This is a genomic window from Kitasatospora sp. NPDC005751 (genome assembly GCF_040630835.1).
In the GTDB taxonomy this organism is placed as follows: domain Bacteria; phylum Actinomycetota; class Actinomycetes; order Streptomycetales; family Streptomycetaceae; genus Kitasatospora.
In genome coordinates this window covers 63,992-87,045 of sequence record NZ_JBEXYC010000004.1, presented here as the reverse complement: position 1 = coordinate 87,045, position 23,054 = coordinate 63,992, and the positions used below count along the sequence as shown (strand labels likewise).

The window sequence follows — 23,054 nt, the reverse complement described above, 5'->3', positions numbered from 1 at the left end:
GCCGGTCTCTGTAGACCGACCGACATATGTAGACCGACCGACATAAAACGCGTCGGCCTCACCCCCGAGCCCGCCCCGCCTCAGCGCGGGCGGGCGTCGTACCCGGCGCGGGCCTCCTGGACGACGGGGACGCGCTGCTCGGACCAGCGGGCGAGGGCCGCCACCAGGTGGGCGGCCTCCCGGCCGAGCGGGGTGAGGCTGTAGTCCACCCGTGGCGGGATCACCGGATGGGCCTCGCGGAGGACGAAGCCGTCGCGCTCCAGGGTCTGCAGGGTCTGCGCGAGCATCTTCTCGCTCACCCCGGACACCCGTCGGCGCAGCTCGCTGAACCGGTAGCCGCGTTCGTCCAGCGCCGCCAGCACCAGGACGCCCCACCGGCTGGTGACGTGCTCCAGTACGCCGCGGGAGGGGCACATGCGGTCGTAGACGTCCGGCGGCGGCAGCTCGCCGAGCGGCACGGCCGGCCGGGCCGCGGAGGGGGTGGCGGCGTCGGAAGCGGCGGGGGCAGCAGGGGCGGCGCCCTGGGCCATTACCTGCATGTCATTACCTGCATGTCATTACCTGCATGTCAGTACCCTACTTTGAAGTGCGTACTTTCGAGAAGTAAGTGCCCCTCCTAGGGTGAGTGTCGAGGCCGAGATGGATCGGCCGTCCGACCGGGAGTTCAACGGGCAACGGCCCGAACCGAACCGACCTGACCCGAACCGACCCGACCCAGGGAGCAGCAACATGTACGTCGTCACCGGTGCCACCGGACAGCTCGGCCGGCTGGTCGTCGAGGGCCTGCTGGCCGAGGTCCCCGCCGGCGAGGTGGCGGTGGTCGTCCGCGACGCCGAGAAGGCCGCCGACCTCGCCGCCCGCGGCGTGACCGTCCGGGTGGCCGACTACGACCGTCCGGAGAGCCTGGCGGGCTCCTTCGCGGCCGGCGACCGGGTGCTGTTCATCTCGGGCAGCGAGGTCGGCCGCCGCATCCCGCAGCACACCGCCGTGATCGAGGCGGCGCGCGCCGCCGGCGTCGCGCTGCTCGCGTACACCAGCGCGCCCGGCGTGGCCACCTTCCGGCTGGCGGACGAGCACAAGGCCACCGAGGCGGCGATCCGGGAGTCCGGGCTGCCCTTCTCGTTCCTCCGCAACGGCTGGTACACCGAGAACTACCTGGGCGACGCCGCCGGCACGGTGGCGCGCGGCGTGGTGATCGGCAGCGCCGGGCAGGGCCGGGTGGCCACCGCCCCGCGTGCGGACTACGCCGCCGCGGCGGTCGCGGTGCTGCTCGGCGAGGGGGACGAGGGTGGTCACGCGGACACCGTGTACGAGCTCAGCGGTGACGTCGCGTGGAGCCTGCCGGAGCTGGCCGCCGAGCTGGCGCGGGTCTCGGGCCGACCCGTCGAGCACCGCGAGGTGACCCCGGCCGAGCACCGCGCGGTCCTGGTCGGCGCGGGCCTGCCGGAGGGTTTCGCCGACGTCCTGGTGGACGTGGACGCCGGTATCGCACGCGGCGAACTGGCCGGCACCCCGGGTGACCTGGCCCGGCTGATCGGCCGCCCGACCGTCCCGCTGGCGGAGAGCGTGCGCACGGCGCTGGGCGCCTGACGCACCGGAGCGCCGCCCGGGCCGACCGCGAAACCGCAGGTCGGTCGGGCGGCGTCTCATGTCATGAGCAAAATGCGAATACGGAGATGACAGTCGGCCCCCGCGCCCGCTACCGTCGGCACGACATTGGTGCGCGCGGAGGGCAGGCCGTCGATGGCGGAGACAACCCAGCAGGAGGCCGGCCGGGGCCTTTGGTACGGCCTGGCGGCGTACGGGATGTGGGGGCTCTTCCCGTTGTTCTGGCCGCTGCTGGAGCCGGCCGCCGCCGACGACATCCTCGCCAACCGGATGGTCTGGTCACTGGTCGCCGTCGTCGTACTGCTGCTCGCCCAGCGGCACTGGGGCTGGATACGCCCGCTGCTGCGCCAGCCCCGCCGGCTCGCCATGCTGGGCGGGGCCGCCGCCGTGATCTCGGTCAACTGGGGCGTCTACATCTGGGGGGTCAACGCCGGTCACGTCGTCGAGACCAGCCTCGGCTACTTCATCAACCCGCTGGTCACCATCGCCTTCGGCGTGGTGGTGCTCAAGGAGCGGCTGCGGCCCGCCCAGTGGGCTGCCGTCGGCATCGGCGCCCTCGCGGTGGCGGTGCTGACCGTCGGCTACGGACGGCTGCCCTGGATCGCGCTGACCCTGGCCTTCTCCTTCGGGACGTACGGGCTGCTCAAGAAGACGGTCGGGCTGAGCGGGCTGGAGAGCCTGGCCGCCGAGAGCGCCTTCATGTTCCCGTTCGCCCTCGGGTACCTGGTCTACCTGGCACTCGTCGGCCGCGGCACCTTCGGGCACACCGTGGCGGGGTCGTTCGGCTGGGGGCACTCCGGGCTGCTGATGCTCAGCGGGGTGATCACCGCGATCCCGCTGCTCTGCTTCGGCGCGGCGGCGGTCCGGGTGCCGCTCACCGTGCTCGGGCTGCTGCAGTACCTGGCGCCGTTGTTCCAGTTCCTGATCGGTGTCACGGTGTTCCACGAGTCCATGCCGCCCGCCCGCTGGGCCGGCTTCTCGCTGGTCTGGGCCGCGCTGGCGCTGCTGACCTGGGACGCGCTGCGCCGGGTGCGGAGCGATCGGGCGGAGCGGGCCGCCGTCCTGGCCCGGTCGGCCGCCGCCGTCCCGGCCGACGCCCTGGGCCCGGCCGACGCCCCGACTGCCAGCCCGGCCGACGCCCCGACCGCCCCGGCCACCGCACCCACCCCGCCCCTGGACGCGGCCCCGGCGCCCACCCGCTGACGGGGGCGCGCAGGGCCGGCCGGCGGGGCGGCCCCGGCCCCCGCCGGCCCGCTACGCGGTGATGTCCCGGCTGGTGAAGCGCGACCACGCGGCCGAGCCGAAGACGGCCACGTACGCGGCCTGCAGCCCGAGGTTCTCCAGCACGCCGTCCCAGTACATCGGTTCGCGCAGCAGGTCCCCGAAGCTCAGCCAGTGGTGGGTGAAGAGGAACGGCTGGATCGCGTGCAGCTGGGGGAAGCTGTCGAGGATCTGGACGGTGATCACCAGGCTGACGGTGGCGGCCATCGCCGCGATGCCGCTGCCGGTGAGCGTCGAGATGAAGAGCCCGATCGCGACCAGTCCGGACAGCGAGGCGGCCACGACCAGCGCCACCAGCACCGCCCGCAGCAGCGCCGGGCCGAGCCCGATGGTCTCCCCGGAGATCAGCGTGACCTCCCCGAGCGGGAACAGCGCGGCGCCGGTGGCGAGCGCCGCCAGCGCGACCGTCGCCGTCGCCGCCAGGCAGAACGCCAGACCGGCCGTGAACTTGGCGGCCAGCAGCCTGGTCCGCCCGGCCGGCGCGACCAGCAGGTAGCGCAGGGTGCCGCCGGCCGCCTCGCCGGCCACCGAGTCGCCGGCGACCACCCCGACCGTCATCGGCAGGAAGATCGGCAGGGCCACCGCGAGCGAGGTGAAGACCAGGAAGAGGCCGTTCTGCGTCACCTGCGCGATGAAGGCCGGGCCCCCGCCGCCCTGCGACCCGTCGGTCTCGATCCTGACCACCACACCGATCAGGACCGGCAGCACCCCGAGGATCCCCAGCAGCACGATCGTCCGCATCCGGCGGAAGGTCAGCAGCAACTCGCTGCGGAACAGCGCCAGGAACCCGGCCGTCGTCTGCGCCCGGCGCCCGGTCACCCCGGGAACGCCCGGCAGGCCCGGCGCACCCACCGCGCCCGGCGCACCCGCCGCACCCGCTGTCCCCACCGTCTCCGGTACGGCCGGAGCCTCAGCCCGCGACATCGAAGCCCTCCCCGGTCAGCGCCACGAAGGCGTCCTCCAACGTGCCCCGCTCCACTCCGAAGCCCCGCACCCGTACCCCGGCCGCGACCAGCGCCGCGCAGAGCTCCGGCAGGCCGTCCTCGGCGAGCGCGTCCGGCGCCCCCTCGACCCGGTCCTCGCCCGGCAGCACGTCGCGGACCCGGTGCGCCGCCAGCACCCCGGCGGCCAGCGCCACGTCGGGGGTGCGGACCACCAGCCGCCCCTGGGCCCGGGCGGCCAGCTCGGCCACGGTGCCCTGCACCAGCAGCCGGCCGCGCGACATCACCGCGGCGTGCGTGCAGACCTGCTCGATCTCGTCCAGCAGGTGGGAGGAGAGGAAGACCGTGGTTCCCTCGGCCGCGACCTCCCGGATCAGCGCCCGGATCTCCCGCATGCCCTGCGGGTCGAGGCCGTTGGTCGGCTCGTCCAGCACCAGCAGCTCGCGCGGCTGGAGCAGGGCCGAGGCCAGGCCGAGCCGCTGCTTCATGCCGAGCGAGTACGCCCGCGCCTTCTTCCCGGCCGCGGCGGTCAGCCCCACCCGGTCCAGCGCCTCGGTGACCCGCTGCCGGCGGGTGCGCGGGTCGGCGGTCGGATCGGCCGCGTCGAACCGGGCCAGGTTGTCCCGGCCGGAGAGGAAGCCGTACAGCGCCGGGCCCTCGATCAGCGCGCCGACCCGCGGCAGCACCGCGGTGACGGACTGCGGCATCGACGCGCCGAGCACGGTGGCCACCCCCGAGGTGGGCGCGATCAGGCCCATCAGCATGCGGATGGTGGTGGTCTTGCCGGAGCCGTTGGGCCCGAGGAAGCCGAAGACCGAACCGCGGGGGACGGTCAGGTCCAGCCCGTCCACGGCGAGCTGCCCGCCCCGGAAGCGCTTGGTCAGCCCCCGGGTGCTGATCACGGCGTCGGACGGGGACCAGGACGGAGCGGCGGACCCGTACGGAGCGACGGACCCGGAGGGAGCGGCGGACCCGGACCGGCCGTCGCCGGTGGCGGGAGCAGTGGACGGGGCGACGGCGGGTACGGCCGCGGGGGCCGGGCGCACCTCGGCGCCCCGGCCCCCGGCCGGCTCCGTAACGTCCCCCGTTACAGGAGCCCGGGTCATTACTTCACCCCGGCCGCACTCTGCAGCACCGGCAGCGTCACCGCACCGGCGAACACCCGGCCGTCATCCGTGACCAGCACGTTCAGCACCTTGGTGCTGATCAGGCTGCCGCCCTGGACGGGCTTGCCGAGCGACTTGACCAGGCCCTGCACGCTCTGGCCCGGCGCCCGGCCCTCGCCCCCGTGCCGGCCCTGCTTGCCGGACTCCGCCGGTGCCGGGGCGGCGTCGCCGCTGGGCAGCCGGGTGCTCAGCACCGCCGTCCAGCCCTCGCCGACGACGTTCAGGCCGTCGGCGCCCGCCCGCTCCGGCGCGCCGCCGGGGGCCTGCCGGCCCTCGCCACCGGCCTCCGCCCGCTGCTCCGTCACCTTGGCGCCCTTGGGGGCCGAGAACTCGAAGGACTTGGCGGCCGGCCTGGCGAAGGAGACGTCCTTGAAGTGGACGTCCAGCACGGCGGAGCCGTCCGTCCCCTTGACCACCACCGCGAGCGGCACGCCGTTGTCGGCGGCCACCGCGATCCGCACCTCGCCGATGGTGGAGCCGGACTGGGTGGGCTTGACGCTGAGCTGGTACGCCTTCTGCCCGGCGACGTTCGCCGTGCCGTCGACGGTGACGGCGGTGGTGCCCGCGCCCGCCGCGAGGAACTCCTTGGCCGCCTCGGCCGGCGTGGTCGGCACCCCGGTGAGCGGCGCCCCGCCCCGGTGGCCCTCGGGCCGGCCACCCTGCGGGGCCGTCAGGTGCACGGCCTCGTTGGTGGAGCTGTCCCAGGCCCAGACCTGGTCGCCGTTGTGCACCAGCTCGTACTCGGAGAGGTTCTCGATCAGGCCGACGCGCTGGCGGTCCGGACCGTCCACCGCGACCCGCAGGGTGTGGTCCCCGCCGAGCAGGCCGGTCAGCTTGGCCTCCGGCGCGGCCGAGGAGCCCTGGCCGGCGCCGCCGGAGCCGAGTCCGCCGCCCGCGGCCGAGAACAGCTGGCTGGGCACCCCGAGGTCCGCGGAGACCGAGACCGTCCCCGAGAGCGTCTGGGCCTGCGAGCCGAGCGCCTTCGCCACCACCTGCTCCGCCGTCAACGCGGGCAGGTTCGGCGGGGCGTCGTCCGCCAGCGCGGGCACCAGCCCGATGCCCGCGGCGATCGTGCCCGCCACCGCCAGCGGCACCGCCACCCGCACCGCGGTGCGCCGGCCCGAGCGGTAGGGCGCGCCGCCGCCCGGGTGTCGTTCAGTCGTCGTGTCGTCCGTCATAGCGTCCAACCCCTCCGTAACCGTGACCGACTGCCTGTCCGCTCCATTACACGGCCCCGGGGCGCCCGAGTCATCGCTCTGCAGGGCCAGATCGGGGTCGGTCTCCCGGCGCAGACGACCCTGACAGGCCCTCAGGGTCACCTCCTCCGGAGGTACCGGAACTGGCGTAGGGTCGCGCCATGGACGCAACCTTCACCCCGACTGCGAACGCGATGCGGCGCGCCCTGCGCCGTGCCCGGGACGGTGTCGCGCTGGACGCGGCAGAGGCTGCGGTGCTGCTCCGGGCCAGAGGCGCGGACCTGACGGACCTCTGCGCGAGTGCGGCCCGGGTGCGCGACGCGGGCCTCGCGACGGCGGGCCGGCCCGGCGTCATCACCTACTCCAAGAGCGTGTTCATCCCGCTCACCCGGCTCTGCCGCGACAAGTGCCACTACTGCACCTTCGCCACCGTCCCCGGCAAGCTGCGCCGGGCCGCGCAGGGCACGGCGCGGGAGCTCCCCGGGCGCAGCCACGGGATGTTCATGTCGCCCGACGAGGTGCTGGAGGTGGCCCGGCGCGGGGCCGAACTGGGGTGCAAGGAAGCGCTGATCACCCTTGGGGACAAGCCCGAGGACCGCTGGCCCGAGGCCCGCGAGTGGCTGGACGCGCACGGCTACGACGACACCATCGCCTACGTCAGGGCGATGTCCATCCGCATCCTGGAGGAGACCGGCCTGCTGCCGCACCTCAATCCCGGGGTGCTGAGCTGGACGGACTTCCAGCGGCTCAAGCCGGTCTCGGCCTCCATGGGCATGATGCTGGAGACCACCGCGACCCGGCTCTGGAGCGAGCCCGGCGGCCCGCACTACGGCTCGCCGGACAAGGAGCCGGCCGTCCGGCTCCGGGTCCTGGAGGACGCCGGACGCAGCTCGGTGCCGTTCACCAGCGGGCTGCTGATCGGCATCGGCGAGACGTACGAGGAGCGCGCGGAGTCGCTCTTCGCGCTGCGCCGGGTCTCCCGGGCCTATCACGGCATCCAGGAGCTGATCCTGCAGAACTTCCGCGCCAAGCCGGACACGGCGATGCGCGGCATGCCCGACGCCGAGCTGGACGAGCTGGTCGCCACCGTCGCGGTGGCCCGGCACATCATGGGCCCGGCGGCCTGCCTCCAGGCGCCGCCGAACCTGGTGGACGGCGAGTACGAGCGGCTCATCGGCGCGGGGATCGACGACTGGGGCGGCGTCTCGCCGCTGACGCCCGACCACGTGAACCCCGAGCGCCCCTGGCCGCAGATCGACCGGCTGGCGGAGCGTTCGGCGGCGGCCGGCTTCGAGCTGCGCGAGCGGCTCGCCGTCTATCCCGAGTACGTCCGGCACGGCGAGCCGTGGCTGGATCCGCGGGTGCTGCCGCACGTCCGGGCGCTGTCCGACCCGGAGACCGGGCTGGCCCGCCCGGACGCCGTGGTCCAGGGCCTCCCCTGGCAGGAGCCGGAGGACCTGCCCACCTCGTACGGGCGGACGGACCTGCACGCCACCATCGACACCGAGGGCCGCACCGGCGACCGCCGGGCCGACTTCGAGGACGTGTACGGGGACTGGCAGGTGCTGCGCGAGCAGGTGCTCGCCAAGGGCGCCCCGGAGCGCCTCGCCGGCGATCTGCGCGGTGCGCTGGCGACGGCCGCCGACGACCCCGCCCGGCTGACGGACGACCAGGCGCTGGCGCTGTTCCACGCGGACGGCCCGGCCCTGGACGCGCTCTGCCGGATCGCCGACGACGTGCGCCGCGCCGCGGTAGGCGAAGACGTCACCTACTGCGTCACCCGGAACATCAACTTCACCAACGTCTGCTACACCGGCTGCCGGTTCTGCGCCTTCGCCCAGCGCCGCACCGACGCGGACGCCTACACCCTCTCCCTGGAGCAGGTGGCCGACCGGGCCGCGCAGGCCTGGGAGGTCGGCGCCACCGAGGTCTGCATGCAGGGCGGCATCCACCCCGACCTGCCCGGGACGGCCTACTTCGACATCGCGCGCGCGGTGAAGGAGCGGGTGCCCGGCATCCACGTGCACGCCTTCTCGCCGATGGAGGTGGTCAACGGCGCGACCCGGACCGGCCTCTCGATCCGCGACTGGCTCCAGGAGGCGAAGGCGGCGGGGCTGGACAGCATCCCGGGCACGGCGGCCGAGATCCTGGACGACGACGTCCGCTGGGTGCTGACCAAGGGCAAGCTGCCCGCCGCGACCTGGGTGGAGGTCGTCACCACCGCGCACGAGCTGGGCATCCGCTCCTCTTCCACGATGATGTACGGCCACGTGGACAACCCGGGCCACTGGCTGGGCCACCTGCGGCTGCTGGCGGAGGTCCAGCAGCGCACCGGCGGGTTCACCGAGTTCGTGACGCTGCCGTTCATCCACACCAACGCCCCGGTCTACCTGGCCGGCATCGCCCGGCCCGGGCCGACCGCGCGGGACAACCGGGCGGTGGTCGCGATGGCGCGGCTGCTCCTGCACCCGCACATCCCCAACATCCAGACCAGCTGGGTGAAGCTGGGGGCCGAGGGCGCGGCCGAGATGCTCCGCTCGGGCGCCAACGACCTGGGCGGCACGCTGATGGAGGAGACCATCTCGCGGATGGCCGGGTCGGCGTACGGCAGTTACAAGTCGGTCCGGGACCTGCGGGCGATCGCCGAGGCGGCGGGGCGCCCGCACCGGCAGCGCACCACCACCTACGGCGAGGTCCCCGCCGAGCGGCTGGCCGCGGCCCTGGCCTCGGACGGCCACCTGCCGGAGCTGCTGCCGGTCCTGGACTGACCTCCCCACCCGGTACCGGTGACGGCCCGCCGGGCTCCCCTGCCCGGCGGACCGCCGGCGGCACAGCCTGCCGGCCCGGAGACGGGCACGGCCCGGCACGGCAGGGAGCCCGGGGTGGCCGGCCGCGGCCTGCGCGTGGCGGGTCGGCACCATCGTGTCGACGTGTGGTGTTCGAGGGAATCGCTCGACTTGTTCGGTCATTCGAATACAGTGCGAGGGCGCGCGGCCGGCCGAGCGTCGCGCTCCCCGGTTCCCGGACGAAAGGCGCTCCGTCGTGATGCCACTGTGGTCACGAGCCCAGCAGCAGGACTTCCGCAGCCGGGTGCGGGGCTGTCTGCTCGGCGGGGCGATCGGTGACGCGCTCGGCGCGGGCGTCGAGTTCGAGTCGCTGGAGAAGATCCGGGCCGCGCACGGCCCGCTCGGCGTGACCGGCTACATACCCGCCTACGGGCGGCTCGGGGCGGTCACCGACGACACCCAGATGGTGCTCTTCACCGTGGACGGGCTGATCCGCGCCCACATCCGGCGGGACACCGGCAGCTGGCACCCGCCCACCGACCTCCACCTCGCCTATCTGCGCTGGGCCGCCACCCAGCGGGACTGGGGCCCGGACGAGCGCCGCACCGACCTCGGCTGGCTCGGCCGCGAGGAGTGGCTGTACGCCCAGCGCGCCCCCGGCCAGGCCTGTCTGTCCGGCCTCTCCGGCCCGGACGCGGACCGCCTCGGCACCGTGGAGGTGCCCAAGAACCCGCACTCCAAGGGCTGCGGCACGGTGATGCGGGCGGCGCCGTTCGGGCTGCTCACCACCTGGGAGCCGGGCCTGGTGTTCCAGCTGGCCGTGGAGTGCTCGGTGCTGACGCACGGCCACCCCACCGGCTACCTCTCGGCCGGCGCCCTGGCGGTGATCGTCCAGACGGTGGCCCGCGGCGGCACCCTGGAGGAGGGCGTCCACCTGGCGCTCGCCCTGCTCTCCGAGCGTCCGGCGCACGAGGAGACCACGGCGGCCCTGCGGGCGGCGCTGGACGCGGTACGGGCCGGCGAGCCGTCGGCGGAACGGGTCGAGGCGCTGGGCGAGGGCTGGGTCGCCGAGGAGGCGCTGGCGATCGGGGTGTACTGCGCGCTGGTCGCCCACGACGTGCGCTCGGGCCTGCTGCTGGCGGTGAACCACTCGGGGGACAGTGACTCCACCGGCGCCATCTGCGGCAACCTGCTCGGGGTGCTGCACGGGGACAGCGCCCTGCCGCCCGGCCTGGTGGCCGCGCTGGAGGGGCGCGGCGCCCTGCTCGAACTGGCCGACGACTTCGTCCTGGAGCTGATGCACGGGCCGGAGCTGCACGGCCTGGACACCCCGGAGGGCGCCGCCTGGGCGGACCGCTACCCGGTGCTGCGCTGACGTTCCACCCGGCCCGGTGGGCCCGATCGGCCCGGTTCGCCGGCGCGCGGCCGCGTAGGTGCCGGTAGCGGCGCCCGCGGCCCCGGGGGAGGGCGGCGGACACCGCTACGGGCGACTGCGCCGAGAACGGCGCGGTGGCTCAGAAGCCGCCGAACACCCCTGCTCCGGCATCCACGGCGAACGCCTTCCAGGCCTCGGCCGAGAAGTTCAGCTGAGGACCCTGGGGATCCTTGGAGTCCCGCACCGCGACGGCGCCCGCAGCCGGCGTGGCGATCTCCACACAGGCGCCGTTGCCGCCGCTGTGGGTGCTCTTCCGCCAGGTCGTCCCGTTCTCGAAGGTGGTGCTCATGCGTGGTATCCCTCTTCAATCGTGGCTATCAGTGACCGGCTCTCGACCACTCCGAGCGCCGCTGCCCGCAGGTGGTCGTAGAGACTGGTATAGCGGCGCACGTCGGCTTCCTTCTCCAGGTAGAGATCGCTCGTCACCCCTTCGAAGTAGACAACCGTGGAATCGGCTGACTCGGGGAACTCCAGCAGGGAGAATGTCCCGGTCATGCCGGGGTGGGCGCCGTGCGAGAACGGGATCACCTGGATCGTGATGTTCGGGCGCTGGCTCAGCTCCAGCATGTGCTTCAGCTGATCGGCCATCACCGCCCGGTTGCCCACTTCGCGGCGCAGCACCGCCTCGTCTATGACGGTCCAGAGGCTGCCCAGCGGGTTCTCGCCGTGGACGCGGTCCTGGCGCTTCATCCGGACCTGCACCCGCCGCTGGACGGAGAGCGCGTCGGTGTCCGGCTGGGTGCCCTCCACGACGGCCTGGGCGTACTGCTCGGTCTGCAGCAGCCCCGGGACGAACGAGGACTCGTAGGCGCGGATCGACGAGGCCTCGGCCTCCAGGCCGATGTACACGCTGTACGGGGTCGGCATGTCGTTGAAGTCGTGCCACCAGCCGCGCTGGCGGGACTCCCGCGCCATCTCCATCAGACTGGCCCGCATGGCCTCGTCGGTCACGTTGTAGACGTCGCAGAGGTCGCGCACGTCGCGCTGGCTGATGCTGCGGCGCCCGTTCTCCAGTCGGCTGATCTTCGACTGGGAGACCATCAGCCGGCCGGCCACCTCCTCCGCCGTCATGGCCAGGCCCTCCCGCAGCTTGCGGAGTTCGGAGCCCAGGCGCCTGCGGCGCACGGTGGGGTTGATGTTCGCGGACACGTCGACCTCCGGCCGGACCTCTGGTGATCGTTGGAACGGCAGTCCTCGGAACACAGTGGAAATTGGGACCAACCCCCCTGACTTGGAGCAGCATGACACCTTGGATCAGGTCGGCGCCGGGGAATCGCAGGAGCGCAGTAGAACACATCATCGGAAAAGCGCTTTGGCGAGACGGCGGGCCTCCCCGCGTGGTAAGGCGACGGTGCGGCTCGATCCGGTAGTGCTGCGGTGGCGGTGCGATGGGTCGTACGGGCGCGGCAGGCGCCCGTACACGTGCCGGTGGCACGTGCTCGGGCGGGCGGGGGCGGGGCCGCCGCACGGGTGCGCGGCCCCGCCCCCGGGGTACGGCGGAGGGGCGGCCGCCCGGCGACTTCCGTCGCGGGCGACCGCCCCTGCTTCCTGCCGGCTGTTCACCGCCGGGTGGCGGCGTGAGCTGTGCGGCGTGCGCCGCGCGTGGTGGGTCCGGGTCAGCGGACGCCGACGCGGGGCGGTGCGACCCGGCCACCGGTCCCGCCGCGGCTCGCCGCCGCACGCGGTCCCGGTCGGTCCGCGCCGACCGGAGCGCCGCCACCACCTTGGGATGAACGGTTCTGCTGCGACGGCAGACCGTTCTGCACGTCCATCACCGCGTGCGCGACCATCCCGCCCAGTGGGTCGTAACGGATCAGGTCGCGCAGCCGGGACCGTGAGGACCGGCCCTCGTTGCCCGGGTACAGGTGCTTGCCCAGGCCCACCGAGTGGGCCAGCGCGGCCAGCGCGGCCGTCCGCGGGTCCGGCGGCACGCCGGTGCGGATCGCGGTGTCCAGCCGCTGCTTGATCGCGGCGTTGGTGCAGTCGTCGGACGCCTGGTAGCGCGTCGTCGGCAGCACGCCGCACATCTGGCCCGGCACGGCCGTGACCATGCCGCACCGCTCCAGGTGCGCCAGATAGGTCTGCCTGAGCCCCAGTCTGGGCCCACCGATCCAGTGGGCCGCGCGAACCGGGCTGCCGCGTCGGCGCAGCAGTTCCAGTGCGTGGTCCAGGGTCGGGTCGCCTGTCGGCCGTGGCAGGACCACGGCGATCCGATCGCCCTCCGGGACGATCCGTCCGGCCAGGGACAGCTCGACGAGCTGGGCCCCGGCGAGTCCGAGGTCGAGGGTCTGCGGCTGCGCAGTGGTACCCGTGGTCGGGTCCAAAGCGAGCAGCAAGAGTTCCTCGGGAACAGTTCTGCGGCTCTTGCCCATCCAAGCCTCCCCGCGTGGATGAATGACAGCGTGACGCCTCTCACACGGGCTTGTCGAGTACGCCTCCGAATCGTGACCTTGCGGCCGCGGCGGGGAACCGGCGGAGGCGGGCCCGGCGTCTGACCGGTGGAGGGACCGCGGTGCGGCCGTGCGGCGGCAATACGCGCCGGTCGGGCGGGGTGTGGGCGGCCGGAACGGTCGCCGGTGGCGGAGACTGTACAGGTACACGGGGCGGGGCGTCGGCTTCCCGAAATCGGGTCTGCCGGTGCCCCGCCGGGCGTTGAGGAGGCTGGGTTACGTGGGCGAGTCCCCCGACAGGGTGCTGCGGGACGGCGAGCGGAGGCGGGAGCGGGACGAGGCGCGGAGCGGTTCCGGCGCCGGTGCCGACGCGACGGCGGCGGCCGTGGAACCGGCCGGGCGCGAGGACGCCGACGCTGCCGGGGCGGACGCCGGGGCGGGTGCGCGGGCGGACGCCGGGGCCGGTGCCGAGGCCGCTTCGGACGAGCCCGGGAGCTCCGCGGCGGCTTCGGAGACCGGTGCCGACGATGCCTCGGACGCGGGGTCGGAGGCCGCCTCCGCCGCCACCGGGGAGCCCGCCGCCGATGGCGCGGGCGCGCCCAGGACGGGGTCGACCGTCCAGCTCCGTGTCCGGGATACGGACTCCAGGACCACCATGCTCCGCCTTCCCGTGGACAACGCGACCACCGCGCTCCGCCTCCCCGCGGACAGCGCGACGACCTCGTTGCGACTGCCCGCGGACAACGCGACCACCGCGTTGCGGCTGCCCGAGGAGCTCCGTTCCCCGGCCGACGGCGGTGCCGGCCGGGGCGCTCCGCCGGTCGAGCCACCGGCCGGCGCCCCCGCCGGGAAGCCGGGGCGCCCGAGCGGGTCGGACCCGCGTCTCGCCATGCGGACGGACTCGGCGGCCCCCGGAAAGCCTCCGGCGGAGCCCGCGAAGCCCCCGGCCGAGCCCGCCGAGCCCGCCGAGCCCGGCGACGAGCCGAAGGGCGCCGACGAGTCGAAGGGTGCCGACGAGTCGAAGGGCGCCGACGAGCCGAAGGGCGCCGCCGGGCCGGAGACCCCCGCGCGGCCCGCGCGGCCCGCGCCGCCCGCCGACCGAGCCGGGCAGGCCGAGAAGCTGGAGAAGCCCCGGGCCCCGCGGGCGCCCGGTGCGGGCACCGTGCCCGAGCCGGTCCCCGAGCCGCACCCGGCCCCCAGGCCCGTCCCCGAGCCGGAGCCGGAGCCGGCACCCGAGCCGGAGCCCGTTCCGGCCCCGAAGCCGGCGCCCACCCCGGCCCCCGAGCCGCTCCCCACCCCCGACCCCCGGCCGCTGCCGCCCCCGCCGCCGCTGCCGAAGCCCGCGCCGCTGCCAGCCCCCGAGCCCGCGCCCGCGCCGGCCCCGGAGACGACGGCCGAGGCGATGCAGGTGCTGGCGACGCTGAACGCGCGCCCCGTCTCGCCGTTTCGCCGCGCACTCAAGCGGATCACCATCTGGACGGTCTTCCTGGCCGTCGTGCTCGGCGCGGTGGCGGTCGCGCAGCTGCTCCGCCCGCTGCCGGACGCCAAGGTGAAGCAGACCGCCGCGGGCAGCTACAGCTTCGGCGGCGACCCGCTCGACCTGGCCTGGCCGGCCAAGGGCCAGTCGGCCGCCCAGGTCGTCGGCGTCGGCAGTCTCGGCAGCTCCGGCCCGGAGACGCCGGCCTCGATCGCCAGTGTCACCAAGGTCATGAACGCCTACCTGATCCTCCAGTCGCACCCGCTCAAGAAGGGGGAGAGCGGCCCGAAGATCACCGTCGACAAGCAGGCCGCCCAGGAGTCCGGCAATGTCGACGAGTCCAGGGTCACCCTCACCGAGGGCCAGCAGCTCACCCAGTACCAGGCGCTGGAGCTGCTGATGCTACCGTCGGCCAACAACGTGGCCCGGCTGCTGGCCCGCTGGGACGCCGGCTCGGAGGAGGCGTTCGTCAAGAAGATGAACGACACCGCCGCCAGGTTCGGCATGGCCGCCACCACCTACACCGACCCGGCGGGCTTCAGCCCGGACACCAAGAGCACCGCCAAGGACCAGCTGAAGCTGGCCGAGCAGGTGATGCAGGACGCGATCTTCCGGCAGATCGTCTCGACGCCGGAGACCAACTTCAACAATCAGAAGATCTCCAACACCAACACCCTGATCTCCCCGAAGAACGGCATCATCGGCGTCAAGACCGGCTCCAGCACCCCGGCCGGCGGCTGCCTGATGTGGGCCGCCTACAAGGAGGTCGGCGGGGTCCAGCGGCTCATCCTCGGGGTCACCCTGGGCCAGCCGGCGACCACCGCCGAGCCGAGCATCCTCAAGATCGTCCAGAACGTCAGCGCCCTGCAGATCCAGGCGGCCCAGAACGGGCTGACCGGCCAGACCCTCGCCAAGCAGGGCGACGTCGTCGGCCGGGTCGACGACGGGCTCGGCGGCACGGTCCCGGTCGTCGCCGCCAAGGACCTCACCGCCGCCGGCTTCCCCGGCATCAGCGGCACCCTCACCCTGGACCCGGCCAAGCTCGGCCACACGGCCAAGGCCGGTGCCCAGGTCGGCGTGCTGAGCGTGGGGGCGGGCGACGGCAAGGTGGAGGTCCCGGTCGTGCTCCAGACGGACCTGGCCCCGCCGTCCATCCTGTCCCGGCTGACCCGCCTGCTCTGACCTCGGCCGTCCGGCCCGCCCGCGGCCTCGCACACCCCTCGGCGGGAGAACCGGCCACCGGTTCCCCCGCCGAGGCGCGTCAGCCGCCCCGCGGTCCGTCCGCGCCGTCGGGGTCCGGTCCGCCCGCGTCCCCCGCCGCCTCGCCCGCCTCCTCCGCGGTGAGCGGGGCGCCGCCCCAGACGCCGGGCTCGGTCCGGGTGCCCAGCCAGTGCGCGACCGCCTCCTCCTCCGACACCACCCGGCCCAGCGCGATCGCCAGCGTCAGTCCGGCGAACATCACGATCAGCCAGGAGAGGCCGGTGAAGACCACCCCGTACGGCCCGAACTGCGTCACGCTGTGCGCCATCGCGCGCGGCAGGTAGATCCGGGAGGCGATCCCCAGGGCCACCACCACCGCCCCGCAGAACAGCGCCCCCGGCAGCAGCGGCAGCCAGCGCACCCGGCCGACCAGCAGCAGGTGCTGGGTCCACCACCAGATCGCCGTCCCGCCGACGAAGGTCAGCGGAATCCCCAGCCAGGCACCCAGGCCGAAGCCGTCCCGCAGCGGCGTCTGGAACATCAGGCAGACCAGCCACACCAGCAGCCAGACCAGCCAGCGCCAGGCCACCACCCGCGACCCCGCCCTCGGCAGCTCCCAGCAGCGCTCGCAGACGCGTTGCATCGCCCGGCTCAGCGCCGTCGCCGACGCCAGGGTCACCAGGGCGCCGAACACGCCGATCGTGGTCTCCTGGTCATGGCTGCTCTGCAGCATCTGCTGCACCGACTGCTGCGCCGCACCCTCCAGGCCCAGCTCCTTGCGGAGCGAGCGCATCACGTTCTCGCGGACCGCGGCCGGGGTGAACACGGCCACCACGAAGAGCGCGGGCAGGGCGCTCAGGAAGGCCTGGGCGGCCAGCCGGGTCGCGCAGTCGAGGAGGTTCACCCGCAGCAGGTGGCCGAGCGCCCGGCCCACCAGCGGCACCTGCTCGGGCAGCTCGCGAGCGCGCCGGGCCAGCTTCGCCGACCGCTTCTTCAGCCGGGTCACCCGCCCGGCCGGGTGCTCGCTCACAGGTGTCCTCCCGGGCAGTCCCGACCGTCGAGGGGCGGGCGGCCGGAGGCCGGAGGCGCCCCGGTCACCGTGCTCCATGGTCACCCGGTCGCCGGACGGCCGCATCCGGGCGGACCGCCGTCACGCGGGCGCCGGACCGGGCGGACCCGGCAGCCGGGCTCAGCCCGTGGTGGAGTCCAGCAGTGCGAGCGTCACCCCGCCGAGCGGCGTCACCCGGTCGGGCGGGCCGTACCTGGCCCGGAGGGCCCGCGCCTGCTCCGCGGGCATCGCGGTCAGCGGCTCGGCGGTGTCCCCGAGGACGAGCAGCCAGGTCCGCTGCCCCTGCCCCAGGCACGCGTCCACCTGGGGGCAGGTGGTCGGGAAGAGGTCCTCGGCCTGGAGGGCGCTGCGTTCGACGAAGACCGGGAACGGCCGGACGTCGCTCGGCAGGTAGTAGGAGACACCCGGCCCGACCATCGCCCAGCCCTGGTCGCCGAGCGGAGCCGCCAGCCCGTCGCCGGGCCGGTACCCGGCCCCGATCAGCTCGGCGGCCGCCCGGTACGGCTCGCGGGAGAAGGAGTGCGAGCCCGCGGAGCGCACCGAGGACTGCTTGGGCAGCGCCACCAGGGCGGGGACCGCGATCAGCCCGACGGCCAGCAGCGCGCCCGCGGCCCGGACCTGCTCCGGCGTCCGGCTGCGTCGCGCGGCCGCCGCCACCGTCGTGTAGACCGCCTGCACCCCGCCGCCGGCCAGCGCCGCCCAGGCCGGCACCGTGAAGAGCAGGTAGCGGTCGACGAAGTACGAGGTGCTGCCGCGCGACACCAGCCAGACGCCGAGCACCGGCAGCACCGCGAGCAGCAGCAGCTGGAGCGCGGGCAGGCGGCGCCCGGGCAGGACCAGGGCCAGCAGGGCCAGCAGGGCGAAGACGTGGAACACCCCGGGCGAGCCGAACAGCGGCTCACCGAAGTGCCGCAGCTGGTAGAAGGTCGGCTTGCCGATCCAGCCCAGCTGGCGCCCGGACTGCCGGCTGCCCAGCAGCACCACCGGCAGCACCGGCAGGGCCGCGACCAGCACGGCGAGTGGGTACTGCCAGAGCACCCGCCGCTCGGTGGCCGGGCGGGTCCGCCACAGGTGCAGCGCCACCACGGCCAGCTGGCCGGCCAGCGTCGCGAAGGAGATCAGGTGCCCGGCGCCGGCCGCCGCCATCGCCGCGCAGTACGGCGCCCACCGCCGCAGCGACGGGCGCTCCAGCGCGCGCAGCAGGAACCAGGTGGCAGCGGCGACCGCACAGGTCACCAGGGCGTACGAGCGGGCCTCCTGCGCGTACCGCGAGATCAGCGGCACCACGGAGAACAGCAGCCCGCCGCCGATCGCCGCCACCCGGCCGCCGAACAACCGCTGGGCGGTCAGCGCCACGAACGCGGCGGCGCCGGCCATCGCCAGCACGGAGGGCAGCCGCAGCGCGATCGCGGAGTCGCCGAACACCGACGTCCAGCCGTGCATCAGCAGGTAGTACGCGCCGTTGCTGGCGTCGATGTGCTGGAGCAGTCCGAGCAGATCACCGAGCGAGCGGGTCGCCACCGTCCAGGTCGCCACCTCGTCCCGCCACAGCTCGGGCGTCCCGAGCCGGTAGGCGCCGACGCAGAGCATCGCCAGTGCCGGCCAGAGCCACACCTGGCCCAGTACGCGGAGGGCCGGGTGCCGTCTGCCGGCTGATGTCATGGTGAAGCGCCTCGTCCTTGCGGTGATGCGTTGCTGCAGGCGTGCCAGGGCCGGCGGGGGCACCGACGCCCCGCACCGGAACACCGGTGCGCTCCAGGCTACTGGAGCAGGATGTGACGCCCCGTCGCCAGGCACCATCGGCACCCTCCCCATGATTCCATCCTCCCGCACACGATTCGCACGCGGACTCCCCTCACCGCACACCCCGCCACCTCCGCCCGGCCGACGGCCCGACCCGGCGTGGCCGCCCCCCGATCCGCTAGGCTGTCAGCGGTCGTCGCGCCACACGCGCGCCCGACCGCGAACGACCCCGCCTCAGTAGCTCAGGGGATAGAGCACGGCTCTCCTAAAGCCGGTGTCGCAGGTTCGAATCCTGCCTGGGGCACAGCAGTGCAGACGCGCTAAGGCCCAGATCAGAGGGGGAGAACCCTCCGGTCTGGGCCTTAGCTGTCCCAGGAGTGTCAGTCGTCCTGTGCCACATCCGTGCCAGATTCCTCCGGCGAGGCCTGCTTCTCCAGCTCCTTCCGAACCATCTCGCCCATCCTGTCCGCGATGGCCCGGTCGCGGTCGCTGGTCATGTGCTGGTAGATCAGCGCGGCCCGCGCCGTGCTGTGCCCCATGCGGGTCATGAGCTCTCTCGTGCTCGCGCCGCTCTGCGAGGCGAGGGTGTTCCCGGTATGGCGCAGATCATGGAAGTGCACGTCCGGCGAGATCTTCGCCTTCGCCTTCGCGGCGCTCCAGTCGTCCCGGAAGTTGCTCCGCCGCAGTCGGCCCCCACGCGGCCCGATGAACATGTGGCCGTTCGGGCCCTGCCCCGCGAAATGCTCAAGGTGGGACCGGAGGTCGTCCACGATCGAGGCCGGGAAGGCCACCGGGCGGAACCCGGCCCGACTCTTGGGAGCCTTGTCGTAGAGCTTCCCGCTGTACAGCTCGGCCTGGTTCCGGCGGACCCGCAGAAGCCGGGCGTCCAGGTCGACATCCCGCCGGCGGAGCGCGGCCAGCTCACCGAACCGCAGGGTGGTGAACGCGGTCACCAAGACCAGGGCCCGCCATCGGGGCGCGATGGCATCGGCTGCGGCGAAGACCTCGGCGACGGACAGGACCGGCCGCTCGGGGACGTCGTAGGTGTCGGCGCCCTTGATCCGGCACGGGTTGCGCTTGATCAGTTCATCGTCGAGGGCCGTGTTCATGATGGCCCGCAGCATCTGGTACGCCTTGACCACGGTGGGCTCGCCGACTCCGGACTCCAGCAGATGGGTCCGCCAGGTCCGCACCCGCTGCGGCGTGATCTGCACGATGAACTTCGGGCCGAGGGTGGGCAGGATGTGCAGCCGGAGCGCCGTCTCGTAGCGCTCCCGGGTGGTCTCCTCCAACTTGCGCTCCGTGAGCCACCGGGTGGCGTACTCGCCGAAGTTCAGCTTCCCGGCGTCCGGGTCGACCCACTTCTCACGGGTGATGTCGGCTTCGAGCTGGCTCAGCCTGACCTCGGCGTCGGTCTTGGTGGCGTACGTCTTCTCGTCGGGCCGCAGCGCGCCCGTGAGCGGGTCGCGGTAGCGGACCTGCCAGCGGCCGGAGGGGAGCTGGCGGACGGCGCCGAAGCGGCGCCGGCTGTTCTTCTTGTTGGCCATCAGGCAGCGTTCCTGTTCGTGGCGATGCGGCGGGCGGTGATGGGCTGCACGGTGTTGGCGGCGATGAGTTCGGCGACGGCGGAGGCCGGGATGCGGACGTGGCGCCCGATCTTGACGAAGGTGATCCGTCGCTCCTCGATCAGCCGGCGGGGGAAGCGTTCGCCGCTGGTCTTCCAGGTGCCAAGAATCTCCGCCACTTCGCGGACGCTCAGCAGTTGCTCCGGCAGAGCCGGGGCGGCCGGTGTGCGGTGGTTGGCCAAGGCCTGCTCCTTTGCGGGTTGGCGAACGGGCCCGGGGTCAGGGACCGGGGACTTCTCGGGGCCGCGTGTTTGTCCTAGGTGGGGATTTCTGCGTCACTGCGTCATCTGCGTCATTCGCGCCTCTGACCTGCGGTTTTGCGTGACGCAGGGGTCGGGGTGTGCGTCACCGCTGCGTCATCGGGTGCGTCATCCGATGACGCAGCGGTGACGCAGGTGACGCAGGATGACGCAGAGGCCGTCGTCTGCGTCATCGCTTTCGGCGCTGGTCAGGGGCCGGTTTCTGGGCCGGGTGACGCAGGTGACGCAGCGTCTTCCTGCTTAGGAAAATTGAGGGGCTGTTCTTGTAGTTGGCGTGCCTCAGGGCGTGAAGAAGGAGCCGCAAGCGGCACGCCCTTTGGGCGGCTTCGCCGAACAGCAAGAAGAGCACCCGGTGCGCTGCGAAAACGGGTGCTCTTCTTGCTTGTGAGCGGTCAGAGCAGCCGGGTCTGCTCGGGCTCGACGGCGGCGGCCGGGCGGGCCATTTCGAGGTAGCGGCCCTCCTTCGTGCGGCCGGAGTCGATGAGCACGCCCCGGGCCGCGAGGGTGGGCTGCAAGCGCTTGAGGCGGTCGGACAGCACCTTGCCGGTGGTCGGCCAGCCCTTGGGGACGGGACGCAGTTCGTCGCCGCTGTAGAGGCGGCTGAGGCAGTGCAGCCACTCGGTGGAGGTCATGCGCTGGGCCTGGCCCGGGGCGATGGTCTCGGCGTGCTGCAGGACGGTCTGCGCCATCAGGTCGCCCTCGATGACGTCGTCGTTGAGGTCGTCCAGGCTGGCCCGGTAGGCCGTCAGCGATCCGAAGCCGGTCGCGGCGTCGACCTGCGCGCACAGGTGCGCGAAGTCCGCCATGCGCAGGTCGGTGGGGGTCTCGGCCTCGGCGGCGCGGACCTTGACCGTGAGGTCGAGCAGGGACCCGAGGACGATGGGCAGCACCTCGGCGTACTCGGCCCACAGCTCCGCCTCGGTGCGCCGGACAAGGGGCGGCTCCAGCCTCAGGGGCAGGAGGCGTTCGGCGAGGTCGGGGCGGATGACGCCGACGTCGATGCCGGTCAGCAGCAGCGGCCGGCGGTAGGCGGAGCGGTGGACGTCCCCGTCGGTGAACAGGGCGCGCTTGACCGACTCGGCGCCGGTGACGATGCAGCACATGGCGTCGGACAGGTCCGGGCCCAGATGGGAGAGGTTGTCCAGGGCAGTAACCCATCCGGCCGCGACGGCGGCGATCAGGTCTTCCTCGCCCTTGGGGGCCCGGCGCAGATCACCGCTCATCCCTTCGATAATCCTGGTCAGCATCCGGCCGCCGGTGGACTTGCCGGAGCCCTGGGGGCCGGTGAGGAACGGGGCGGGCACCGGCACACCGGGCGCGAGGCAGCCGATCAGCCACGCGATGGCCAGGCATTCGGCCTGGGCGTTCGCGAAGTTCGTCAGCCTCAGCAACAGGTCGATGCCCTTGCCGTCGGTGTCCTTCACCGGGAGCGGGAGTTCGCCGGTGAGCTGGGTGCGCTTCCAGCAGACCTCTCGCGGGTCGGGGACGGTGATGTCCCAGCCGGTGGGGTGGATGCGCACGGACTGCCCGTCGGAGCGGCCGAGGTCGAGCCAGGTCGCGCCGTCGAATCCGGGGGCGACGCGGATGTGGACGGGCTGCACGTCCTCGGACATGGCGAGCGCTTCGATCAAGTCCAACGCCTCCTTGATGGCGGTTCCGTTGAAGACGCCGACCCCGTCCCGGTACAGGCCGACGATGAGTTCCTGCCGGTGGCTGCCGGTGGTGCCCTGGGAGCGCATGGGCCGGGCGACCGGGTGGCCGGTGCGCTGCGAGTACACGGCGCCGTCGGCGGTGCGGAAGTACCGGAAGTGCGCCAGGGCGTACTGGGCGATGACTTCGCGGGCGGGGTCCTTCTCGTCCTCGGCCACGGCTACATCCCGAGCCGGGTCAGGGCGTTGGCCCAGGCGTCGGCGCAGTGCCGGGGCGATTCGCCCTTGGCCTGCGCGGCGGCGAACAGCCGCTCTGTGTGTGCCTGGGTGAGGCACCCGCACCGACCGTGCGTGGAGAGCACGGCGAGGAACGCCCCGTAGACGGTGGCGTGCACCGCGCTGGCGGCCTCGGTGATGCGCTGCTCGGCCATGGCGATGCCCCGGGCCAGGTATGCGGGGGTGCGGTGCGGGCACGCCCCGATCCCGGTCGGTGCGGGCACGGCCACGGGCCGGACCGGGGCGGGCTGCCTCACGATCAGGTCGCGCACGACGTCCGGCAGGGCGGTAAGGGGGCCGGCGCCGGGGCCGAGCCACCGCACGTACTGCATGGCCGACTTGATGTCCACGCCGGGCCGCACGCCGTTGGAGGAGGGCATGACGCCCTGGTAGAGCCAGTGCTCACCCCGGGTGGTGCGCACGATCTGGGTGACGGGCAGGGCCTCGCGCGCCCAGGCGATGGCGGCCGCGTTGTCGAGGTCGACGGCGGTCCACCCGGCGCCGCCAGGGTGGTAGGCCACCCCCGCCGCCTCGCGCCACGCCCGCGCCCAGGCACGGGAAGTGAGGACGTCGGGGTCGGTGGTGGCGGCGGCCCAGCCGTGGCACGGCAGCGGGCAGGTGCAGGGGCCGGGGGTCTTCATGTTCGGCCGGCCGCCGCACACGTTCTTCTCGCAGGCCTTGCAGTTACCGAACGTGGCCTTCTTGGCCCGCAGGGGCAGGGCGGGCACGCCGTCTGCGGCCAGGGCGAGGGCGGTGGACAGGTGCTCTCCCCGGATGGGGGACGGATGGGTCATGCTGGGTGCCTCCAGTTCTGTTGAGGGGCTGGATTCGCGGCGGCCCCGCTTCTTGGCGGGAGGGGGCCGCCGTTGTCGTTCGCCGCGTTCTCCTCGGCGCAGACCTTGTGCGCGGGTCTGCGCTGGTCGTCGCGCAGCGGGGTGGGGCGACCGCACCA

Annotated in this window: 18 protein-coding genes and 1 tRNA gene; 6 read left to right on the top strand and 13 right to left on the bottom strand. The window is 73.7% G+C overall.

All coding sequences use genetic code 11. From position 1 onward, the window contains the following. Positions 1–80: 80 nt before the first annotated feature. The gene (locus tag ABZ497_RS06410; protein ID WP_352290672.1) at positions 81–416 is read right to left on the bottom strand and encodes a helix-turn-helix domain-containing protein; all 336 of its coding nucleotides are present in this window, start codon (positions 414–416) and stop codon (positions 81–83) included. A gap of 313 nt (positions 417–729) precedes the next feature. Between ABZ497_RS06410 and ABZ497_RS06405 the strand changes: the two genes are divergently transcribed. Continuing rightward, a complete protein-coding gene (locus ABZ497_RS06405) occupies positions 730–1,590 on the top strand; it encodes an SDR family oxidoreductase (RefSeq protein ID WP_359803762.1) in 861 nt (286 codons plus the stop codon). A 153-nt stretch (positions 1,591–1,743) separates the two neighbouring features. Beyond that, positions 1,744–2,811: an EamA family transporter RarD gene (rarD, locus tag ABZ497_RS06400; protein WP_359803761.1), complete on the top strand. Its 1,068-nt coding sequence runs from the start codon at positions 1,744–1,746 to the stop codon at positions 2,809–2,811. Positions 2,812–2,862: 51 nt separating this feature from the next. On the opposite strand, the gene ABZ497_RS06395 is transcribed toward rarD, so the two are convergent. The 3 genes from ABZ497_RS06395 to ABZ497_RS06385 all read right to left on the bottom strand — a co-directional run bounded on the left by ABZ497_RS06395 (position 2,863) and on the right by ABZ497_RS06385 (position 6,174). Then, positions 2,863–3,813 carry an ABC transporter permease gene (locus ABZ497_RS06395; RefSeq protein ID WP_359803760.1) on the bottom strand — a complete coding sequence of 317 codons (951 nt, stop codon included), beginning with the start codon at positions 3,811–3,813 and terminating at the stop codon, positions 2,863–2,865. After that, positions 3,800–4,732, bottom strand: a complete 933-nt coding sequence (locus ABZ497_RS06390) for an ABC transporter ATP-binding protein (RefSeq protein WP_329489261.1) — start codon at positions 4,730–4,732, stop codon at positions 3,800–3,802. The genes ABZ497_RS06395 and ABZ497_RS06390 overlap by 14 nt, the downstream gene beginning before the upstream one ends. Before the next feature lie 203 nt (positions 4,733–4,935). Next, entirely contained in the window at positions 4,936–6,174 is a 1,239-nt protein-coding gene (locus tag ABZ497_RS06385; RefSeq protein WP_359803759.1) for a DUF2092 domain-containing protein, read from the bottom strand. Between the two features lie 179 nt (positions 6,175–6,353). Here ABZ497_RS06385 and ABZ497_RS06380 point away from each other — a divergent pair, with 179 nt between their 5' ends. After that, the gene (locus ABZ497_RS06380; RefSeq protein ID WP_359803758.1) at positions 6,354–8,960 is read left to right on the top strand and encodes a bifunctional FO biosynthesis protein CofGH; all 2,607 of its coding nucleotides are present in this window, start codon (positions 6,354–6,356) and stop codon (positions 8,958–8,960) included. 277 nt (positions 8,961–9,237) lie between these two features. After that, positions 9,238–10,353 carry an ADP-ribosylglycohydrolase family protein gene (locus ABZ497_RS06375; protein WP_329489264.1) on the top strand — a complete coding sequence of 372 codons (1,116 nt, stop codon included), beginning with the start codon at positions 9,238–9,240 and terminating at the stop codon, positions 10,351–10,353. Positions 10,354–10,492: 139 nt separating this feature from the next. Here the strand turns inward: ABZ497_RS06375 and ABZ497_RS06370 are convergent, their stop codons facing one another. The 3 genes from ABZ497_RS06370 to ABZ497_RS06360 all read right to left on the bottom strand — a co-directional run bounded on the left by ABZ497_RS06370 (position 10,493) and on the right by ABZ497_RS06360 (position 12,785). Then, positions 10,493–10,702 carry a DUF397 domain-containing protein gene (locus ABZ497_RS06370; protein ID WP_329489265.1) on the bottom strand — a complete coding sequence of 70 codons (210 nt, stop codon included), beginning with the start codon at positions 10,700–10,702 and terminating at the stop codon, positions 10,493–10,495. Further along, on the bottom strand, positions 10,699–11,562 hold the full coding sequence (locus tag ABZ497_RS06365; RefSeq protein ID WP_329489266.1) for a helix-turn-helix transcriptional regulator: 864 nt from the start codon (positions 11,560–11,562) through the stop codon (positions 10,699–10,701). Before ABZ497_RS06365 ends, ABZ497_RS06370 begins: the two co-directional genes overlap by 4 nt. A 467-nt stretch (positions 11,563–12,029) precedes the next feature. Then, on the bottom strand, positions 12,030–12,785 hold the full coding sequence (locus ABZ497_RS06360) for a GPP34 family phosphoprotein (protein WP_329489267.1): 756 nt from the start codon (positions 12,783–12,785) through the stop codon (positions 12,030–12,032). 298 nt (positions 12,786–13,083) lie between these two features. On the opposite strand from ABZ497_RS06360, the gene ABZ497_RS06355 reads away from it, so the two are divergent. Next, complete coding sequence (locus tag ABZ497_RS06355; RefSeq protein ID WP_359803757.1) at positions 13,084–15,462, top strand: D-alanyl-D-alanine carboxypeptidase; 2,379 nt, start codon at positions 13,084–13,086, stop codon at positions 15,460–15,462. Between the two features lie 79 nt (positions 15,463–15,541). Here ABZ497_RS06355 and ABZ497_RS06350 read toward each other — a convergent pair whose 3' ends face one another. Further along, positions 15,542–16,510, bottom strand: a complete 969-nt coding sequence (locus tag ABZ497_RS06350) for a YhjD/YihY/BrkB family envelope integrity protein (RefSeq protein WP_359803756.1) — start codon at positions 16,508–16,510, stop codon at positions 15,542–15,544. A 159-nt stretch (positions 16,511–16,669) separates the two neighbouring features. Next, entirely contained in the window at positions 16,670–18,211 is a 1,542-nt protein-coding gene (locus ABZ497_RS06345) for a glycosyltransferase family 39 protein (RefSeq protein ID WP_359803755.1), read from the bottom strand. A 312-nt stretch (positions 18,212–18,523) separates the two neighbouring features. Here ABZ497_RS06345 and ABZ497_RS06340 point away from each other — a divergent pair. Next, positions 18,524–18,596, top strand: a tRNA-Arg gene (locus ABZ497_RS06340). A gap of 76 nt (positions 18,597–18,672) precedes the next feature. On the opposite strand, the gene ABZ497_RS06335 is transcribed toward ABZ497_RS06340, so the two are convergent. From ABZ497_RS06335 to ABZ497_RS06320, 4 genes are all read right to left on the bottom strand, one after another. Continuing rightward, positions 18,673–19,839 carry a site-specific integrase gene (locus tag ABZ497_RS06335; protein ID WP_359803754.1) on the bottom strand — a complete coding sequence of 389 codons (1,167 nt, stop codon included), beginning with the start codon at positions 19,837–19,839 and terminating at the stop codon, positions 18,673–18,675. Then, positions 19,839–20,066 (bottom strand): excisionase family DNA-binding protein, encoded by a 228-nt coding sequence (locus ABZ497_RS06330; RefSeq protein WP_359803861.1) that lies wholly within the window; start codon positions 20,064–20,066, stop codon positions 19,839–19,841. The genes ABZ497_RS06335 and ABZ497_RS06330 overlap by 1 nt, the downstream gene beginning before the upstream one ends. A gap of 503 nt (positions 20,067–20,569) precedes the next feature. After that, entirely contained in the window at positions 20,570–22,045 is a 1,476-nt protein-coding gene (locus tag ABZ497_RS06325) for an ATP-binding protein (protein WP_359803753.1), read from the bottom strand. Between the two features lie 2 nt (positions 22,046–22,047). Next, positions 22,048–22,896, bottom strand: a complete 849-nt coding sequence (locus tag ABZ497_RS06320) for a bifunctional DNA primase/polymerase (RefSeq protein ID WP_359803752.1) — start codon at positions 22,894–22,896, stop codon at positions 22,048–22,050. Between the last annotated feature and the right edge of the window lie 158 nt (positions 22,897–23,054).

Excerpts from the sequence above, each read along its gene's own strand:
- ABZ497_RS06405 (WP_359803762.1), top strand. The coding sequence starts at position 730 with ATGTACGTCGTCACCGGTGCCACCGGACAGCTCGGCCGGCTGGTCGTC.
- ABZ497_RS06345 (WP_359803755.1), bottom strand. The coding sequence starts at position 18,211 with ATGACATCAGCCGGCAGACGGCACCCGGCCCTCCGCGTACTGGGCCAG.
- rarD (WP_359803761.1), top strand. The coding sequence starts at position 1,744 with ATGGCGGAGACAACCCAGCAGGAGGCCGGCCGGGGCCTTTGGTACGGC.
- ABZ497_RS06380 (WP_359803758.1), top strand. The coding sequence starts at position 6,354 with ATGGACGCAACCTTCACCCCGACTGCGAACGCGATGCGGCGCGCCCTG.
- ABZ497_RS06320 (WP_359803752.1), bottom strand. The coding sequence starts at position 22,896 with ATGACCCATCCGTCCCCCATCCGGGGAGAGCACCTGTCCACCGCCCTC.
- ABZ497_RS06335 (WP_359803754.1), bottom strand. The coding sequence starts at position 19,839 with ATGGCCAACAAGAAGAACAGCCGGCGCCGCTTCGGCGCCGTCCGCCAG.
- ABZ497_RS06375 (WP_329489264.1), top strand. The coding sequence starts at position 9,238 with ATGCCACTGTGGTCACGAGCCCAGCAGCAGGACTTCCGCAGCCGGGTG.
- ABZ497_RS06410 (WP_352290672.1), bottom strand. The coding sequence starts at position 416 with ATGTGCCCCTCCCGCGGCGTACTGGAGCACGTCACCAGCCGGTGGGGC.
- ABZ497_RS06360 (WP_329489267.1), bottom strand. The coding sequence starts at position 12,785 with ATGGGCAAGAGCCGCAGAACTGTTCCCGAGGAACTCTTGCTGCTCGCT.
- ABZ497_RS06385 (WP_359803759.1), bottom strand. The coding sequence starts at position 6,174 with ATGACGGACGACACGACGACTGAACGACACCCGGGCGGCGGCGCGCCC.
- ABZ497_RS06370 (WP_329489265.1), bottom strand. The coding sequence starts at position 10,702 with ATGAGCACCACCTTCGAGAACGGGACGACCTGGCGGAAGAGCACCCAC.
- ABZ497_RS06395 (WP_359803760.1), bottom strand. The coding sequence starts at position 3,813 with ATGTCGCGGGCTGAGGCTCCGGCCGTACCGGAGACGGTGGGGACAGCG.